The organism is Dysosmobacter welbionis (assembly GCF_005121165.3).
Classification (GTDB): Bacteria; Bacillota; Clostridia; order Oscillospirales; family Oscillospiraceae; genus Oscillibacter; species Oscillibacter welbionis.
The window spans coordinates 2,102,906-2,119,927 of the sequence record NZ_CP034413.3 but is presented as its reverse complement, the minus strand read 5'-3'; the positions used below and the strand labels follow the sequence as shown (position 1 = coordinate 2,119,927).

13 protein-coding genes, 2 tRNA genes and 1 pseudogene are annotated in these 17,022 nt (G+C 63.4%); 4 read left to right on the top strand and 12 right to left on the bottom strand.

The window, feature by feature from the left end:
- The 5 genes and pseudogenes from EIO64_RS11300 to EIO64_RS11280 form a co-directional block, all read right to left on the bottom strand.
- Positions 1 to 444 (bottom strand): ester cyclase, encoded by a 444-nt coding sequence (locus EIO64_RS11300; RefSeq protein ID WP_249390656.1) that lies wholly within the window; start codon positions 442 to 444, stop codon positions 1 to 3.
- Positions 441 to 887 carry a D-aminoacyl-tRNA deacylase gene (gene dtd, locus EIO64_RS11295; protein WP_021748459.1) on the bottom strand — a complete coding sequence of 149 codons (447 nt, stop codon included), beginning with the start codon at positions 885 to 887 and terminating at the stop codon, positions 441 to 443. The genes EIO64_RS11300 and dtd overlap by 4 nt, the downstream gene beginning before the upstream one ends.
- Positions 888 to 2,070: 1,183 nt before the next feature.
- Positions 2,071 to 4,283: pseudogene (locus EIO64_RS11290) on the bottom strand (RelA/SpoT family protein).
- Complete coding sequence (locus tag EIO64_RS11285) at positions 4,280 to 5,683, bottom strand: single-stranded-DNA-specific exonuclease RecJ (protein WP_249390907.1); 1,404 nt, start codon at positions 5,681 to 5,683, stop codon at positions 4,280 to 4,282. The pseudogene EIO64_RS11290 and the gene EIO64_RS11285 overlap by 4 nt, the downstream one beginning before the upstream one ends.
- Positions 5,683 to 6,378 (bottom strand): DHH family phosphoesterase, encoded by a 696-nt coding sequence (locus tag EIO64_RS11280; protein WP_249390655.1) that lies wholly within the window; start codon positions 6,376 to 6,378, stop codon positions 5,683 to 5,685. Before EIO64_RS11280 ends, EIO64_RS11285 begins: the two co-directional genes overlap by 1 nt.
- Positions 6,379 to 6,596: 218 nt before the next feature.
- Between EIO64_RS11280 and EIO64_RS11275 the strand changes: the two genes are divergently transcribed.
- Positions 6,597 to 8,150 carry an S-layer homology domain-containing protein gene (locus EIO64_RS11275; protein ID WP_136891352.1) on the top strand — a complete coding sequence of 518 codons (1,554 nt, stop codon included), beginning with the start codon at positions 6,597 to 6,599 and terminating at the stop codon, positions 8,148 to 8,150.
- Between the two features lie 69 nt (positions 8,151 to 8,219).
- Here EIO64_RS11275 and EIO64_RS11270 read toward each other — a convergent pair whose 3' ends face one another.
- The 3 genes from EIO64_RS11270 to EIO64_RS11260 all read right to left on the bottom strand — a co-directional run bounded on the left by EIO64_RS11270 (position 8,220) and on the right by EIO64_RS11260 (position 11,377).
- Positions 8,220 to 8,630, bottom strand: coding sequence for an ATP-binding protein (locus EIO64_RS11270; RefSeq protein ID WP_021751350.1), 411 nt, complete (start codon positions 8,628 to 8,630; stop codon positions 8,220 to 8,222).
- Positions 8,631 to 8,790: 160 nt separating this feature from the next.
- On the bottom strand, positions 8,791 to 10,125 hold the full coding sequence (locus tag EIO64_RS11265; protein WP_025545030.1) for a glucose-6-phosphate isomerase: 1,335 nt from the start codon (positions 10,123 to 10,125) through the stop codon (positions 8,791 to 8,793).
- 130 nt (positions 10,126 to 10,255) lie between these two features.
- A complete protein-coding gene (locus tag EIO64_RS11260; RefSeq protein ID WP_025545029.1) occupies positions 10,256 to 11,377 on the bottom strand; it encodes a D-alanyl-D-alanine carboxypeptidase family protein in 1,122 nt (373 codons plus the stop codon).
- A gap of 114 nt (positions 11,378 to 11,491) precedes the next feature.
- On the opposite strand from EIO64_RS11260, the gene EIO64_RS11255 reads away from it, so the two are divergent.
- Positions 11,492 to 11,565 (top strand) — tRNA-Gly (locus tag EIO64_RS11255).
- Between the two features lie 388 nt (positions 11,566 to 11,953).
- Here EIO64_RS11255 and EIO64_RS11250 read toward each other — a convergent pair.
- Together EIO64_RS11250 and EIO64_RS11245 are read right to left on the bottom strand one after the other, a co-directional pair.
- Positions 11,954 to 12,045: transfer RNA gene (locus tag EIO64_RS11250), tRNA-Ser, on the bottom strand.
- A 144-nt stretch (positions 12,046 to 12,189) separates the two neighbouring features.
- Complete coding sequence (locus EIO64_RS11245) at positions 12,190 to 12,369, bottom strand: hypothetical protein (protein ID WP_021751346.1); 180 nt, start codon at positions 12,367 to 12,369, stop codon at positions 12,190 to 12,192.
- 155 nt (positions 12,370 to 12,524) lie between these two features.
- Between EIO64_RS11245 and EIO64_RS11240 the strand changes: the two genes are divergently transcribed.
- Positions 12,525 to 13,592 (top strand): bifunctional histidine phosphatase family protein/GNAT family N-acetyltransferase, encoded by a 1,068-nt coding sequence (locus EIO64_RS11240; protein ID WP_119310414.1) that lies wholly within the window; start codon positions 12,525 to 12,527, stop codon positions 13,590 to 13,592.
- A 57-nt stretch (positions 13,593 to 13,649) separates the two neighbouring features.
- Here the strand turns inward: EIO64_RS11240 and EIO64_RS11235 are convergent, their stop codons facing one another.
- Both EIO64_RS11235 and EIO64_RS11230 read right to left on the bottom strand, forming a co-directional pair.
- Entirely contained in the window at positions 13,650 to 14,264 is a 615-nt protein-coding gene (locus EIO64_RS11235) for an NUDIX hydrolase (RefSeq protein ID WP_025545295.1), read from the bottom strand.
- Positions 14,261 to 15,157 (bottom strand): diacylglycerol/lipid kinase family protein, encoded by an 897-nt coding sequence (locus tag EIO64_RS11230; RefSeq protein WP_249390654.1) that lies wholly within the window; start codon positions 15,155 to 15,157, stop codon positions 14,261 to 14,263. The genes EIO64_RS11235 and EIO64_RS11230 overlap by 4 nt, the downstream gene beginning before the upstream one ends.
- A gap of 310 nt (positions 15,158 to 15,467) precedes the next feature.
- Here EIO64_RS11230 and EIO64_RS11225 point away from each other — a divergent pair, with 310 nt between their 5' ends.
- Entirely contained in the window at positions 15,468 to 17,018 is a 1,551-nt protein-coding gene (locus tag EIO64_RS11225) for an ABC transporter substrate-binding protein (protein WP_119310413.1), read from the top strand.
- Positions 17,019 to 17,022: the final 4 nt, after the last annotated feature.

Below are 17,022 nucleotides of genomic sequence, written 5' to 3'. Positions count from 1 at the left end.
TCACTCCGCAGGGCGGATCATGCCCGCGTCCCACAGGGTCTCAAAGGTGTTCACAGCGCCGCCGTGCTCCACGATCTTTCCGCCCTCCACCCGGTCGATGTTCACGCCGGTGAAGATCAGGCGTTTTCCCGTGGGGACTGTTCCGGGCCAAGGGCCCAGGTGGGTCCCCTCCATAACACACTCGGAGACGACATACGGCGCGGCCCAGTGCTGGCGGAGGATGCGGACCGTGTAATCCGGATACGTCTCCCGCAGAGCCGCCAGATGCCGCACCATGCCGCCGGGACCCAGGGGAGTGGTCCACTCCCCCTGGCGGAGCACGCAGCCCTCCTCGACGAAGCGGGGCAGGTCCTCCAGACGGTGCTGGGAGACCACGGTCTCATAGAACGTCCGCACCAGCTCCGGCGGCGCCATTTCGCCGCCGCCCTGCGCCGCTTCCCTCATAAGGGCCGCTCTGTGTCGAAGAGGATGGTGACGGGGCCGTCGTTCCGGGAGTCCACCTGCATATCAGCGCCGAACTCCCCATGCTGAACGTCGAAGCCCCGCTCCCTGCAGTGAGCCATGAATCGCTCATACAGGGGGATGGCCGCGTCCGGCTTGGCGGCGCCGGTAAAGCCGGGGCGGCGGGAGGAGGTGTCCGCGTACAGGGTGAACTGGGACACCACCAGCAGGGCACCGCCTGTCTGCTCCAGATTCAGATTCATTTTGCCGTTTTCATCCTCAAAGACCCGCAGGTTGCAGATTTTCTCCGCCAGGCGGTCGGCGGTCTCCTCGGTGTCGTTGGGTCCCACGCCCAGCAGCACCAGGAAGCCACGGCCGATCCGGCCGTTGACGTTCCCGGCAATGGTTACGGAGGCACCAGCCACCCGTGTCACAACTGCACGCATACAATGGATTCCTTTCTATGGTTCACTCAAAATGGAAGGCTTCTATTTCTGCGGGGAATATCAGCCATGCTGACGGCCGTGCAGATGCGCCCCCATTCTCTTTTTGTCAGCGCCAAAAAGAGAACGCGCCGCGCCCGGTATAAGAGAAAAAGGCGCTTTGGCCGCAACTTTACACATGCGTGCAAAGTTGCTGTACGGGGGGCGGCGCGAGAGGGTGCCTGCGTGTTTGCGAGGGTCCCCCGACGGGCGCGGCGGGGTGCGGTGCAGACTTAGCGGCGGATTCCCGCGGCGTAGTGCGTCTTGGATTGGAGGACACGGGCGCATTTGAACCGCTCCTCTTTTCCTGTCTCGCGCTGCGGCGCTCCCCGTATTTCCGTCACCAGTGTTCCACTGGCTCCTCCTTCCGCGCGTTCCGCTTGCCCGCAGGGAGCACGCCGCATCCGTAAGACGGCAGAGCCACCAACAGCTGCGCAGTCGCTACGCGCTGCCTGGGCGGTTGTGGCGGCTTGTGCTGGCGGGCGGACAAGGGCGTCCGCCCCTACCGGGCTTGTGGCCTTCGTCACCCTCGCAAGGGCCGACACGCAGGTCGGCCCCCACAAAATGCGCAAGGCCGACGGTATCTCCGTAGGGGCCGATGCCTTTATCGGCCCGCTACGCCAGTTCCCCCGAGGGGCAGCCAGCGGCAGCGAAAAGAGAAGCAATTCCATGCGATAACCACCCCGACAAGGTTGGTACTCCCGCCATGGGACGGCAGTTAGGAAAATCGCAGAAGGCCCAAGCGTGCCCGAAGGCGGGCCAAAATCGGCGCTTGCACCGATACGTCGACCTCCGTCAGCGCGGAGGGCCACTGCACCGCAGCGCGCCACACACTTTTCTCTTTAGACCGTGCACGGCCCATTTCTCTTTTGGCAAGACCGAAAGGGGCCCCCGCCGCGCCCCGCGCGGTGGGGAGAGGAGGAGCAAGGGAGCGGGCGCAGTTTTCGCCGCAGGCGGAAACGGAGCTGAGCGGACTTTGCGACGACGACAATGGGGGGCGCATCCCCCGTGGAAGCGGCCCCCTGCGGGAGCAGAATCCCCCGTGGCCGCCGTTCGGCGGCCCAAATCATCTCCGGGCGGTTGATCGCCGCCCCTACATCCCCCCGGAAGCTCTTCCGCCATCGAATCACCCCGGCGGAAGCCGCTCTCACCCCGCCGGTCGGTTGACCTTCAGCACCCCGGAGATCTGGTTCAGCTTGTTCATGACGGACTTCAGCTGGGCGCCGTCCTTCACCCGGATCTCCAGCCGGAAGATGGCAAACTGGTCCTCTGTACTGCGGGAGTTGATGCCCAGCACAAAGGTATTCGTCGTGGAGAGGGCAGCGGAGATGTCCAGCAGCAGGCCCTGCCGGTCCTTGCACACCACCTCCAAAATCGTGGGATAGCTGTCGTTGGTGTCGCCGCCCCAGGAGACCTTGATCCAGCGCCCCTCCTGCCCCGGCTGGGATCGCTTCTCCTCCGAGGCGTTGGGACAGTCGCACCGGTGGACGGACACGCCGTACCCCGGGTGATAAAGCCGATGATGTCGTCCCCCGGCACCGGGGTGCAGCACTTGGAGAACTTCACCAGGCAGTTATCCAGGCCCTCCACGATGATGCCCTGCTCGCTCTTCACCCGCTTGGGAGCGGAGGGCTGTTTGGCAGGCTCCGCCGGTTTGGCCTCCGCCAGCTCCTCGGCGGCCTTTTCCGCCTGGTGGAGCTTCGCCACCCGGTTCAGCTCCCCCTGGATCCGGCTCACTGCCTTCTGGGCGGTGAAGCCGCCGTAGCCGATGGCGGCGTACATGTCGTCCAGAGAGCCGTAGGACACCCGCTTCAACAGCACCGGCAGCATCTCCGGCGAGAGAACGTCCTTCATGGAGATGCCGCAGTGCTTCAGCTCCGCCTCGAAGGCGGCACGGCCGTTTGCGATGTTCTCCTCTTTCTTCTCCTTCTTGAACCACTGGCGAATCTTGCTGCGGGCCTCGCTGCTTCTGGCAATCTTCATCCAGTCCCGGCTGGGACCCTTGGCGTTCTTGGAGGTGAGGATCTCCACGATGTCGCCGTTTTTCAGCACATGGTCCAGCGTGACGATCCGGCCGTTCACCTTGGCGCCCACCATCCGGTTGCCCACGGCGGAGTGGATGGCGTAGGCAAAGTCGATGGGCGTGGCGCCGGCGGGCAGGTTCTGCACGTCGCCGCCCGGTGTGAAGACGAACACCTCATCGGAGAACATATCGATCTTCAGAGAGTGGATATAGTCCTCTGCGTCCGCGCCCTCCTGGTTTTCCAGCAAACGGCGGACCCACTCGTAGCGCCCTTCGGTGCCGGCGCCCTGGCCGTTCTGCTTGTATTTCCAGTGGGCGGCCACGCCGTACTCGGCGATCTCGTGCATCTCCTTGGTGCGGATCTGCACCTCGAAGGGCAGGCCGTCCGCGCCGATGACCGTGGTGTGGAGGGACTGATATCCGTTGGGCTTTGGAGTGCCGATATAGTCCTTGAAGCGGCCCAGAATGGGCTTGTAGAGATCATGGATGACACCCAAAACGTTGTAGCAGTCCCCCACCGTGTTCACGATCACCCGGAAGGCGAACAGGTCGAAGATCTCGTCCAGGCTCTTGTTCTGGTTGAACATCTTCCGGTAGATGGAGTAGGGATGCTTCATCCGGCCGTAGACGATGTGATCGATGTCCAGCTCCTTCAGCCGGTCGTCGATCTGGATCTGGATGCGGCGCATGAAGTCCTCGTACTCCTGGTGCTTGGCCTCCAGCTTGGAGACGATTTCCTCGTAGCCAATGGGGTCCAGATATTTTAAGGACAGGTCCTCCAGCTCCCACTTGATGCGCTGCATACCCAGCCGGTGGGCGATGGGGGCGTAGATCTCCATAGTCTCCAGAGACTTCTGCTTCTGCTTGGCGGGAGACTGGTACTCCATGGTCCGCATGTTGTGGAGCCGGTCGGAGATCTTGATGAGGATCACCCGGATGTCCTTGCTCATGGCGATGAGCATCTTCCGCAGGTTCTCCATCTGCTCGTCTTCCTTGGTGGCGTACTGGATGCGGGTCAGCTTGCTGACGCCTTCCACCAGGTCGGCGATGGTGGGTGAAAAGAGTTTGGATACCTGTTCGTGGGTGGCGGCGGTGTCCTCGATGACGTCGTGGAGCAGGGCGGCCTCGATGGACTCGCTGTCCAGCCGCAGCTCCTCCGCCACAATCTGCGCCACCGCCAGGGGATGGATGATATAGGGCTCCCCGCTCTTGCGCTTCTGGTCCTTGTGGGCCTCTGCCGCAAATTCAAAGGCCGCCCGGATGTGCTGGAAGTCTGCCGCAGGATTGTAGCCCCGGACAGTCTTTTCCAGGTTCTCATACTGTTCCTGAATGGTCATGACACAACACCTCCACTCTTGCCGGCGGCGTCCTCCCGCAGGCGGGACAGATAGGGGCAGGCGAAGAGATCCACCTTCCCCTGGATGGGATTCAGCGAAAGCGTCACCTGGTCCCCCTGGACGGACAGGGCGATCAGGCCCCGCTCCTGGAACACGGCCAGGGCCAGGCCGGCCCGGAGGAAGCTCTCACACCCGCCGGAGAGTGCCGACAGCCGCCGCAGAAAGGGCAGCATCTCCTCCTCCGCCTTTCCCCGGCGGAGCTGCCGCTCCAGCACGGTCCAAAAGGCGGCGAACTGGCTGCGGGACGCCTGGAGCCGGGCCCGCTCCTGCCCGGTGAGGCCCTCTCCCGCCACGAGGCGGTGGAGCAGGTCCAGGTCCGCCGCCTCATGGCGGCTGGGGGTCAGAGAGGGGCGGATGTCGATGAGCTGCAGCTGCAGGGTGGTATTGCCCCGGAAGGTATTGGCCTGGAGATAAAAGGCCGCGTCCACCCGCATGCCCGCCGCCACGCCGCACGTCTCCTCCGTCATGGAGAAGAAGATGGCGTCAAACCGGCACGTGCCCTTGGAGAGGCGGAGCTTCAGGTGCTTCCCCTGGCCCACGGGCTGCAGGACGTCCACCGTGGCGCCCAGCAGGGCGAACACCGGCCGGGGATTACCCGCGCCATAGGGCTCCAGCTGGTCCAGCTGCTCCACCTCCGCCAGCGTCACCTCGCCGGGGCAGGAGATGGGCGCGTCCACGTCCAGGCAGGATACCGCCCGTTCCCCGCCGGAGGCGGAGCGGACATACCGGTTCATCCGGGCCCGGAAGGCGTCGATGTTCTCCTCGGAGATGGTAAAGCCCGCCGCCAACTCGTGGCCGCCGAAGCCCTCCAGCAGGTCGGCGCAGGACTCCAGCGCGGAAAACAGGTTGAACCCGCCGTAGGACCGGCAGGAACCCTTGCCCACGCCGTCTTTCAGATGAATCATGAAGCTTGGGCAGGCGTACTTCTCGCTGAGGCGGGAGGCCACAATCCCCACCACGCCCTGGTGCCAGTCCTCGCTGGAGAGGACCAGGGCGCTGCGGTCCTCGGCCCGGAGGCGCTCGATCTTCTCGGTGGCGTCGGCGCAGATGGCCTGCTCTACCGCCTGCCGCTCCCGGTTTAGGTCACACAGAGCCTTTGCCAGCTCCTCGGCCCGGGCGGGGTCATCGGTCTCCAGCAGGTCCGCGGCCAGATCCGCCGCGCCCATGCGGCCGGCGGCGTTGATCCGGGGGGCCAGCACAAAGCCGATCTGGACAGAGGTGATGGGCTTGCCCAGAAGCCCCGCCTCCTTCAGCAGGGCGTGGACGCCCACGAAGTCCGTGTGGGGCAGGGCCTCCAGCCCGCAGAAGGCGATGGTGCGGTTCTCCCCCTCCATCCGCATCACGTCGGCAATGGTGCCAATGGCCGCCAGGGTGCAGTATCGGGCGAACAGGGCATCCTCCCGGCTCTCGCCCCCAGGGCCAGCACCAGCTTCAGCGCCACACCCACTCCCGCCAGATGCTTGAAGGGATAGGGGCAGTCGCTGCGGTGGGGGTCCACCACTGCCAGCGCCCGCGGCAGCTCCTCCTTGCACTCATGATGGTCGGTGATGACCACATCCAGCCCGATGGAGGCAGCGAAGTCCACCTCCTCGTTGCCGGTGATGCCGCAGTCCACGGTGATCATCAGCGTGGCGCCCTGGTCCCGCAGGCCTTGGATGGCCTCCTTGGACAGGCCATAGCCCTCCTCGATCCGGCGGGGGATATGCCGCAGGCAGCGGACGCCGCAGCTTTTGAGATAGTCCATCAGCAGAACCGTGGAAGTGATGCCGTCCACGTCGTAGTCGCCGAACACGGCGATGGTCTCCCCCTGGCTGATCGCCCGCTGGATGCGGGCGACGGCTTTGTCCATATCCCGCATCAGCATGGGGGACATGCTGAGGCTCCTGTCCCGCTCCAGCGCCTCGGCCGCCGCCTCGGCAGTGGTGACACCCCGGGCCGCCAGGACCGTGGAGAGGAGATAGGGGTATCCGGCACTCCGCAGGAGGGCAACGTCCCGCTCAGCCGGGGTCCCGATGTTCCATTTTTTGAATCTCATGGCACGTTCCCTCCCTTTCAAAGGTAATAAAAAGCCATCATAACTAAATTATTATAGCAGGCAAGGGGTGAAACGTAAAGGTTTTTCTGCGTTCCGACACCGTTCGTTTGACGGCGGCGGCAGATTCTGGTACAATGGCATACCGACAGAGGGCGAATCCGGGCATCTCTGCCAGAATCTGAAAGAAATCTGACGCTAAAGGAGCGAAGAATGACAACATGAAAAGACGACTGCAATGGTTCTGTTCCTGCGCGCTGCTCTGCGCCCTGCTGGTGACAGCGGCGCTGCCGGCGCCCGCGGCAGCGGCCTCCACCGGCTTTTCCGACGTGCCGGAGAGCCACTGGGCGGCGGACTCCATCCGTCGGGCCGTGGACCTGGGCCTGTTCCAGGGGCAGACGCCCACCCGCTTCGGCTTGGGGGCTCCCATGACCCGGGGGGCCTTTGTGGTGGCCCTGTGCCGCCTGTTCGGCTGGGAGATGGTAACACCGGAGGCCGGGTCCTATACGGACAACCAGGACAAGAGTGCCTGGTATTACAGCGCGGTGGAGACCGCCTATGCCAACGGGGCCATCACCCGGCAGACGGATACGTTCCGCCCCCGGGAGCCCATCACCCGGGAGGAGCTGGCGGTCATGCTGGTGCGGGCTATGGGCTACGGCACCATCGCCGGTTTGGCCCAGGACCTGCCCATGCCCTTCCGAGATGTGACCACCAACGTGGGCTATATCGCCATGGCCCATGAGCTGGGGCTGGTGAACGGCACTGCGGCCACCACCTTCTCCCCGGATCAGACTGCCACCCGGGAGCAGGCGGCGGTCATGCTGATCCGGCTGTATGACAGCTATCACGCCGCGGCCCCGGAGAAAACCGGCATCGCCTATTCCGCGGAGGGTCTGACAGACCTGACCGGCTATGGCGCCGTGGCGGTGGGCGGCGCCCGGCTGATCTACGCCGGGGAGTCCCGGCTCGCCGGTACCCCCGATGCAGAGACCGCAGCCGCCCTGCAGGAGACCATCACCGCCGCCGGTGCCGTGCCGCTGCTGCATGTGGGCGGGAGCGCCTCGGCACTGAAGGATGACCCCAGCCACACCGCAGAGGTACTGGCGGCCGCGGTGGAGAGCGGCGGTTATGAGGGGCTGTTTCTGGACCTGGCGGAGCTCTCTTCCGCCCAGAAGAAGGATTTCACCGCGCTGGCGGAGGCGCTGCGGGCCGAACTGGGAGAGGACCGGCTGCTCTATTTGATGGTGGAGGCGCCCGTCTGGCAGGGAGCCGCATACAACGGCTATGACTATGCCGCCCTGAGTGAGCCGGCCGACAAGCTGGTGGTACGGGTGGCGGACTATGGCGACGTGTCCGAGGACTTCCCCATCGCCCCCCTGGCGCCGTTGGAGGAGGTCTACTACGCCCTGGCCGAACTGGCGGACCAGGTGGATTCCGATTGTCTCAGCCTGCTGCTGACCACCACGGGCTCCGCCTGGACGGATGGGCGGCACATCGGCCAGGCCTCCGCCGCCGAGATCGAGCAGCTGCTGTCCGCCTCCCAGACGAAAGATTACTACTCCGACCGCTACGCCTGCGCCTATCTCACCTCCGGCAGCGGGGACACCGCGGTGTGGTATCTCAACGGCGAGGCCGCCCTGGAGCGGGCCCGGATGGCTGCTTTCTTCGGCGTGGACCAGCTGTGCCTCAGCGACCTGTCCTCTGTGGCGGACTATGATAATTACAATCTGCTGGAGGGGCTGGACGCCGGATCCTCCCAGGTGCAAATCTGAAACCTGAAAAACGCCGCCTCTGCCAGTTGGCAGAGGCGGCGTCTGTGTATATGGGAAAGCGCAGCAGCCTTACAGGAACTTCTGCATCCCGTCAGTAGCCAGGGAGAGGTCGGCGCTGATGGTGACGGTGAACTTGATGTTGTTCTTCTCGCCAAAGGCGTCCAGCCAGTTCAGGAAATTCTCGGTGTCCTTGTCCACTTCCCGGCCGATGGTCTTGCACAGGTTGTCGATGAACACATGGGAGATATCATAGTTGCCCGCATACAGGCCGCTGATGAAGCCCCGGAAGAGCTCGTAGCTGTCCAGATTGTACTCCTGGGCGTCGATCAGGCGGATGTGGTAGTGGATATCGTATGTCATGGTGCGGTTAGCCTCGATGCAAACCACGTTGCCGGGCTCGTCCTTCGCCGCGTTGTTGATCAGTTCAATGAGCTGCTTGGTCTTGCCGGAGCCCTTCACGCCCATAATCAGTCTGACCATAGTAATCACTCCTGTCAATTAAAGTCGCTGGGGGAAATTCGGTATGTTAAGCATACCACAAGATCGCGTGAAAAACAATGGAGAAATGAAGATTCAAACTTTGTTCATAATGGAGATTGACAGTGGGCGGCAGGACGGATGCCGCCCAATCCGAGGCTGGTCACCCCTCCAGCTTGCTCTCCAGCTGCGCCCGCCGGTCCTCATAGCCCGGCTTGCCAAGCAGGGCGAACATATTCTTCTTGTAGGCCTCCACCCCCGGCTGATCGAAGGGGTTCACGTCCAGCAGATAGCCGGAGAGGCCGCAGGCGTACTCGAAAAAGTAGATCAGCTGCCCCAGGTCTGCCGGCGTCCTGCCGGAGGTCTCCACGATCAGGTTGGGCACGCCGCCCTCCGTGTGGGCCAGCAGGGTGCCCTCCATGGCCCGGTCCCGGATGAAGTCCAGGGACTTGCCCGCCAGGAAGTTCAGCCCGTCGCCGTCCGCCTCGTCCGCCGGGACTGTCAGCTGTCGGTCGGAGGGACCCAGGCGCACCACGGTCTCAAACATCAGGCGCTTGCCCTCCTGGATGTACTGGCCCATGGAGTGGAGGTCCGCAGTGAACTCCACGCTGGCGGGGAAGAGGCCCTTGCCCTCCTTGCCCTCGCTCTCACCGAAGAGCTGCTTCCACCACTCCGCCATGAACCGGAACGCCGGGTCATAGCAGGCCAAGAGCTCAATGGACCGGCCCGCCCGGTACAGCTCGTACCGGATGGCGGCGTACCGCCAGGCAGGGCACCGGAAGGAAGCCTCGGTGCAGGTCTCCATCATCTCCGCCGCTCCCTGCATCAGGGCGGTGATATCCACCCCGGCCACGGCGATGGGCAGCAGGCCCACGGCGGTCAACACGCTGTATCGGCCGCCCACGTCGTCGGGGACCACGAAGGTCTCCCATCCCTCGCTGTCCGCCAGGGACTTCAGGGCGCCCCGGGCCTTGTCCGTGGTGGCGTAGATCCGCTCCCGGGCACCCTCCCGGCCGTACTTCTTCTCCAAGGCCGCCCGGAAGAAGCGGAAGGCCACGGCGGGTTCGGTGGTGGTGCCCGACTTGGAGATCACGTTGACGGAGAAATCCACGTCCGCCACCAGGTCCAGCACCTCCCCCATGGCGTCGGAGGAAAGGCCGTTGCCCACAAAGTAGATGTTGGGCGTATCCTTGCGCTTCAGGTTGTAATTGGGAGAGCGCAGGCAGTCGATGACACCCCGGGCGCCTAAGTACGAGCCGCCGATCCCGATGACCACCAGGGCCTGGGAGTTGGCCCGGATCCGGGACGCGGCCGCCTGGATGCGGGCGAACTCCTCCCGGTCATAGTCCCGGGGCAGATGGACCCAGCCGGTGAACTCTCCGCCGGCACCGCTGCCGCTCTGGAGCTTCTCATGGGCCCGCTTCAGCCGCGGCGCCAGGACCTCCTCATAGGGCAGGGGCAGAAAAGACTGTAATTGGAACGATTTGACATCCAGCATCATGACCGGCCTCTCTTTCGTAAAGCTGCGCGGGTTTGTTGCCTTATTATACCATGCCCCGAAACGGGACACAAGGGAAAGCGGTCGCAATCCGCCGGGATTTCAGGGGGTGCAGCGCCCCCCGCCGCCGTCAGCCGCAGAGGAAGGCCGTCCGCAGCATCTGGACCAGCATCTGGCCGAAGGTGACCCGTGGGATCTCCTCTCCTGCCAGGATGGGCAGCTCCGCCACGACCTCTTCCCCGGAGGTGATGGTGAGGGTCCCCAGTTGACTGCCCGCCGCCACCGGCGCCTCCACAGAGTCCGCCAGGGTGACCAGCTGCTGCAGGCTGCCCGCCTTGGCCTTTTCCAGCAGGAGGTGCGTGTTCTCCCCCAGCACCGGCTGCACTGTGGCCTGGGTCCCCAGGGACACGGGCACCGGCGGCAGGGCGGACTCCGGCACCACATTCTCCAGCGTGTAGGTGGAAAAGCCGTAGTTCAGCAGATTGGTGGCATCCTCAAACCGCTGGGTGGAGGTTGGTGCCTTCATGATGACGGCGATCAGTTCCATGCCGTCCCGCTCGGCCGTACCAGAGAGGCAGTACAGCGCACTGTCTGTTGAGCCGGTCTTCAGGCCGGTGGCTCCCTGGTAGAAGCGGATCAGGCGGTTGGTGTTCACCAGGGAGGAGGCTCCGTCCCGCAGGGAATCCATCCAGATGGTGGTGTACTGGCGGATGTCCGGGTGGTTTCGGATCAGTTCCCGGCTCATAAGGGCGATGTCGTATGCGGAGGTGACATGCCCCTCCGCCGGCAGGCCGGTGGCATTGCAGAAGTGGGTATCGGCCATGCCCAACTCCGCGGCCCGCTGGTTCATTCGCTCCACAAAGGCCTCCTCGCTGCCGGCCACCGTCTCCGCCAGCGCCACGGCGCAGTCGTTGGCAGAGACAACGCACACCGCCTTCAGCATATCGCTGACCGTCATCTGCTCATTCTCCTTCAGCCAGATCTGGCTGCCGCCCATGGAGCAGGCGTGGGCCGACGCGGTGACCACGTCGTCATAGTGGAGCTGTCCGGCGTCGATGGCCTCCATGGTCAGCAGCAGCGTCATGACCTTGGTGACGCTGGCGGGCTCCAGCTTGGCATGTTCGTCCTTGGCGAAGAGGACGGTGCCCGTCTCCTTTTCCATCAGCAGAGCCGAGGGCGCGGATACTTCCAGCGCCTGGGCACTGCTCCCCAGCGCCAGCAGGGCGCACAGCAGCACGACGAGTTTTTTCATGGTGATCCCCCTTTGCTTCGATGGTAGAATCTATGTCCGCGAAAAGGCGTTCATGCCGGAGAAGATTTGGGGGTTGCAAAATATGAAGCGGTCTGGTATAATAACAACTCAGATGCGGCTGTAGTTCATCGGTAGAACGGCAGCTTCCCAAGCTGCATAGGTGGGTTCGACTCCCATCAGCCGCTCCAAAAGAAAATGCGACTTGTTTCGACAAGTCGCATTTTCTTTTGGGTTTCGCTCCCGTTGGTCGCTCCACCCTTCAGTGATTGAAATGCTCGGGCGAAGTGAATTCGCCCTGCGCCAAGGTTTTGCCTGTGGTAAAACGCTTGTACGGCGCAAAGGCGCTGCCGGCCAGAAGGCCGGTTAGATGCTTCTCAAGAAAAATTGCAAATTTGAATGCAAGAGAGTTCGACCGACCTGAGAGGATTTGGATTGTTACCCCTTGCCATGAAAGAGAGACATCTGCTAAAAGCAGATGTCTCTCTTTCGTTCCGCCAAGGGGTTTTCCTGCGGCGAAAACGCTTGCAGGACGCAAAAAAGGAAAGCCTTGAAACCTGACGGTTCCAAGGCTTTCTGTGGCGGAGAAGGAGGGATTCGAACCCTCGAGACCCTTTAGGGGCCTACATGATTTCCAATCATGCGCCCTCGACCAACTAGGCGACTTCTCCATAGCTGTTCTGGTTCTAATTTCTGTATACGAGGCGTCGCCAAATGCGACAGCGTTATTATTATACCAGAGCTTTTCCCAAAGTCAAGCCCCAAAAACGATTTTATCAAAAAAGGCGGAGAGCCGAGGCTCCCCGCCCTGCGCGTCAGCGCATTTCGGAAACGATGCTGTCCACGGCATGGTCCACGGCGACACCCAGCTTGTGGATACTCTTTCCCACCTGCGTTTTCATGGGATCCCTGCCGTAGGGCATCATCATTCCCACTGCCGCGCCGGCCATCAGTCCGGCGCCGATACCGACCCAAAATCCGGTACACATTCTCATCTTCAGTCACTCCTTTGCGGCCTGAGCGTAGTATAGCCGCTTTCCCGGAAAAAAACGCGTTAGAGCGATTTGCCAGAAACCGGCAGATCCGTTATAATGATGATAACGACATCCAAATCTCAAAACGGCGGGCCCAGGCCCGGACGGAGGAAACCATGACCACCATCTATCTGATTCGCCACGCAGAGGCGGAGGGCAACCTGTACCGCATCGCCCAGGGACAGGCCAACAGCAGCATCACAGACCGGGGCGAGCGGCAGATCCAGGCGCTGGCGCGCCGATTCGCGGATATTCCCATCGACGCGGTCTACGCCAGCGACCTCTACCGCACCTGCGCCACCGCCAGCGCCATATACAAGCCCAAGGGCCTGCCCCTGCACCGGCGGCGGGACCTGCGGGAGATCTGCGTGGGCGTGTGGGAGGAGAAGACCTGGGGAGAGATCGCCCGGCAGGACCCGGCGCAGCTGGAAAACTTCAACCACCGGCTCCACCTGTGGCACGTAGAGGGCGCGGAGACGCCCCAGGCAGTCCAGACCCGGCTGCTGGCGGCCGTGCGGGACATTGCGGCGGCCAATGACGGAAAAACGGCGGCGGTGTTCTCTCATGGCTGCGCCATCCGCCTGCTGCTGGCGGCCCTGCAGGGCATCCCGCTGGAGGAGCTGGGGAAGACGCCCACCGGCAGCAACACCGCTGTCTCTCTGCTGCGGGCGGAGGGGGCGCGGATCCAGGTGGTCTGGCGGGACGATGCGAGCCATCTGACAGACCCGGCCTTCACCCAAGGATGCACCGTGAAGCAGCGGGCCAACGGACTGGAGCCCGGCCTCTATTTCCGCCCCCTGGCGCGGGAGCAGGCGGAGTTTCCGGCGGCGTGGGCGGGGACCTCCGGGGCACTGTCCGCCGGGGCGCCTGTACTGGCGGGGTATCTGGATGGAACGCCTGTGGGCGCGGTGGCCTTTGACGACGGCCGGGAATCGGAGCGGGGCTGCGGCTGGATCCCCCTGCTGGCAGTGGCAGAGCCCTGGCGGCGCCGGGGTTACGGCGTGCAGCTGATCGGCCAGGCAGTGATGCACTATCGCCCCATGGGCCGGGACCGCCTGCGGCTGCCCACGCCGGAGACGGAGGCTGCGGCGGGCTTTTACCGGGAGTTCGGCTTTTCTCCGGCGGCGGACGGGCCGGCGTGGGAAAAGTTCATCGGATATGACCCGGAGTTTCTGGGCACATAAATCCTCCATTCTAAACAGGCAGGGCCGGAGCGAATGCTCCGGCCCTGCCTGTGCTCTTTATTCCAGGTGGCGGACGATGTCCTGGGTCAGGCGGGCGGTCATACCCCAGACGGCGTGGCCCTGCCAATACCAGATGGGGACCTCCACCCGGCCCCGGGCCCAGCGGTAGTCCGCAGGAATCCCCACGGTCTCATAGGGAAAGTCCCCCGGCACGTCCGGCTGCAGGGCATAGACATACTGCTCCGGAGCGGTCTCCCGAAAAAAAGCCAGGGGGACGGTGAATGCCTCTCCCACCTCCGCAGGGGAGGGCGCCACCGCCGCAAAACCGGCGGCCGAGACCAGTCCCAGCACCGGCTGCATCAGAAAGCCCGCCTGATTGCAGATGAAGTCCGGCCTGCCCAGGACCTCCACCTCCTGACGGGGGATGGCCAGTTCCTCCTCCGTCTCCCGGAGGGCGCACTGCTCCGGCGTCTCCCCCGCCTCCATCCGGCCCCCGGGGAAACACACCTCCCCGGGCTGGCGGTGCAGGGCGGCGGAGCGGACCTCGAAGAGCAGGTGCAGGCCGTCCGGCCGCTCCACCAGGGGACAGAGGACGGCATAGCTGTGCCGGGCGCCCAGAAGCCCCGGCACATGGTCTGCGTACCGGCGACGCAGATGTTCCAAGTCTCTCATAACAGCATCCTCAGCGCCCGCTGTCGATTGACAATGTCCACCACCGGCACGCTGGGGGCATACTCTCCGTCCAGGGACCAGGGCAGCTCCTCCTCTGTCTCCAGCCGGAGGGAGGAGACGTGGCGGAACACCAGGCCCTGGCTGTCATACTGCTGGTTCAGCAGCGCCAGCACCAGATTCTGCAGATCCGCGGCTGTCTTGGGGCTGGGGACCAGCAGCATCTCGAATTTCCCGTCATCCAGCACCACCCGCTCCGGGTCCAGCTTCATCAGCCCGCCGATGGAGGTGGAGTTGCACACGGCGCCGAACAGGTAGTCCCCGTCCAGCACCTCTCCGTCAGCGGTGAGGCGGATGTGATAGGGGCGGAGGGTGTTCAGGTCCTTCATCCCCTCCAGAATATAGGCAAAGTGGCCCAGGGCGTTCTTGGCCGCCTGAGAGGCGGCATAGGAACTGCGGGTGAAGGCGCCGAAGGAGGCCACATAGATGAAGCTCCGCTCATTCCACCGGCCGATGTCCAGTTCCCGCATGCGGTTCTGTACAATGTTTTTCGCGGCGGACGCCGGGGTCCGTGGAATCTGGAGGCTGGAGGCGAAGTCGTTGGTGGTTCCCTGGGGGAGATAGCCCAGGGGCGGCGGGGCATCCAGCCGCATCAGGCCGGAGATCACCTCGTTGAGGGTGCCGTCTCCTCCGGCTGCCACCACCAGATCGTATCCGGCGCCCTCCCGGGCGGCGGTATCGGCCGCGTCTCCTGGGGCGGAGGTCTCGTGGATCCGGATGAGGTAACCCGCGCCGGAGAGGATGGCCAGCGCGTCAAACAGCGGACCGTGGGGCTTGTTCCGCCCGGCCCGGGGATTGAGAATGAACAGCAGTTTCTTCGTTTTCAAGAGTGACACCTCCTGACTGGGATGGGCGGCCCCATCCAAAGCGATGTAAATTAGTATAGCACGCCGCCCCCGGAAATTCAATTCCGCAGGTGTGACGGATTTGTGAATGTTTCTCCCCCGAACAGGCTGTTTTTTTGCGAAAGCCCTTGCAATCCCCGGGGCGTTCGTGTACAATACACCCTTGCAGGGCAAGCGTTATAAAAATAACATGCCCTGTGAGGCTCCTTTTAAAATTGAATAGAGCCGAACATTTCTGTCAGGGCGGACAGTTTCCGCCCAACACTGACTCGAAATGAGCAGTGATGCAAAGGAGAGAACCATGAAGAAGAGGCTTATGGCGCTCCTTCTTCTGACGGGCCTCCTGAGCGCCGCACTCACCGGTTGCGGAGGCGGCAGCACAGAGCAGGCGTCAGAGGATGGACAGACAGCGGACGGCTCTACCGAGGCGCGGGCCCAGGCGAACGAGATCGTGGTGGGCATCGCGCAGGACCTGGACGAGAGTCTTGACCCTCACCTGGCGGTGGCGGCAGGAACCAAGGAAGTCATGTTCAACGTATTTGAGGGCTTGGTGAAGCCCACGCCTGACGGAGACCTGGTGCCCGCGGTCGCTGACCATTACGAGATCTCTGAGGATCAGACCACATACACCTTTACCCTGCGGGAGGGTGTGCAGTTCCACAACGGGGACCCGGTAGAGATGCGGGATGTCACATATTCCATCGAACGCTGCGCCGACGATTCGGAGGGAACGCCTCTGATCCCGGCGCTTTCTGCTATTTCCAGCATCCAGGCTGATGACACCACGCTGACCATTACCCTGGATCAGCCGGACAGCGAGTTTTTATCCTATCTGACTCTGGCCATCCTGCCGGAGGACTATACGGACCAGGCCACCGCCCCGGTGGGCACGGGGCCTTTCAAATTCGTCTCCCGGACAGCCCAGGACTCCATCGTTCTGGAGCGGTTTGACGGCTACTGGGGCACCCCGGCCCAGCTGGACAAGGTGACCTTCCGGATCATTGAGAACGCGGACAGCCTGGTAATGAGCCTGCAGAGCGGAGCCATCGACATGTTCGCCCACCTGACCAGCACCCAGGCCGCCCAGCTGGGGGATGACTTCCAGGTGCTGGAAGGCACGATGAATCTGGTGCAGGCGCTGTATCTGAACAACGCCGCGGAGCCTTTCAACAATGAAAAGGTCCGGCAGGCCCTGTGCTACGCCGTGGACAAACAGCAGATCATCGATGTGGCCTTCGACGGGTACGGCAGCCCCATCGGCTCCAGTATGTACCCGGCGTTTCAGAAATATTTTGTGGAGGACCTGACAGACTATTATCCCTATGACCCGGAGCGGGCCAGGGAGCTGCTGGCGGAGGCCGGGTATCCCGACGGGTTCTCCATGACCATCACCGTCCCCTCCAACTATCAGCCCCACATCGACACGGCCACTGTGCTGGTGGAGCAGCTGAAGGCCGTGGGCATCACCGCGGAGATTCAGCCTGTGGAGTGGGGTGCCTGGCTCAGCGAGGTGTACGGAAACCGGCAGTTCCAGTCCACCGTGGTAGGCGTAGACGCCTCCAACATGACTGCCCGGGCGCTGCTGGAGCGGTTCACCTCTGCGGCGGACGACAACTTTATCAACTATCAGAACACGGACTATGACGCCCTGTTCCAGCAGGCCCAGGCCACGGCCGACGACGCAGAGCAGACAGAGCTCTACAAACAGATGGAGCGGAACCTGACGGAACACGCCGCCAATGTCTACATCCAGGACCTGGCGGACCTGGTGGTTCTGCGGAACGGGCTGGAGGGATACCAGTTCTATCCCATCTATGTGATGGACCTGTCCACGGTCCATTACGCCCAGTAAATCC

Coding starts and splice junctions, on each gene's coding strand:
- EIO64_RS11300 (WP_249390656.1), bottom strand. CDS start 444: ATGAGGGAAGCGGCGCAGGGCGGCGGCGAAATGGCGCCGCCGGAGCTG.
- dtd (WP_021748459.1), bottom strand. CDS start 887: ATGCGTGCAGTTGTGACACGGGTGGCTGGTGCCTCCGTAACCATTGCC.
- EIO64_RS11285 (WP_249390907.1), bottom strand. CDS start 5,683: ATGCGGATGGAGGGGGAGAACCGCACCATCGCCTTCTGCGGGCTGGAG.
- EIO64_RS11280 (WP_249390655.1), bottom strand. CDS start 6,378: ATGAGATTCAAAAAATGGAACATCGGGACCCCGGCTGAGCGGGACGTT.
- EIO64_RS11275 (WP_136891352.1), top strand. CDS start 6,597: ATGAAAAGACGACTGCAATGGTTCTGTTCCTGCGCGCTGCTCTGCGCC.
- EIO64_RS11270 (WP_021751350.1), bottom strand. CDS start 8,630: ATGGTCAGACTGATTATGGGCGTGAAGGGCTCCGGCAAGACCAAGCAG.
- EIO64_RS11265 (WP_025545030.1), bottom strand. CDS start 10,125: ATGCTGGATGTCAAATCGTTCCAATTACAGTCTTTTCTGCCCCTGCCC.
- EIO64_RS11260 (WP_025545029.1), bottom strand. CDS start 11,377: ATGAAAAAACTCGTCGTGCTGCTGTGCGCCCTGCTGGCGCTGGGGAGC.
- EIO64_RS11245 (WP_021751346.1), bottom strand. CDS start 12,369: ATGAGAATGTGTACCGGATTTTGGGTCGGTATCGGCGCCGGACTGATG.
- EIO64_RS11240 (WP_119310414.1), top strand. CDS start 12,525: ATGACCACCATCTATCTGATTCGCCACGCAGAGGCGGAGGGCAACCTG.
- EIO64_RS11235 (WP_025545295.1), bottom strand. CDS start 14,264: ATGAGAGACTTGGAACATCTGCGTCGCCGGTACGCAGACCATGTGCCG.
- EIO64_RS11225 (WP_119310413.1), top strand. CDS start 15,468: ATGAAGAAGAGGCTTATGGCGCTCCTTCTTCTGACGGGCCTCCTGAGC.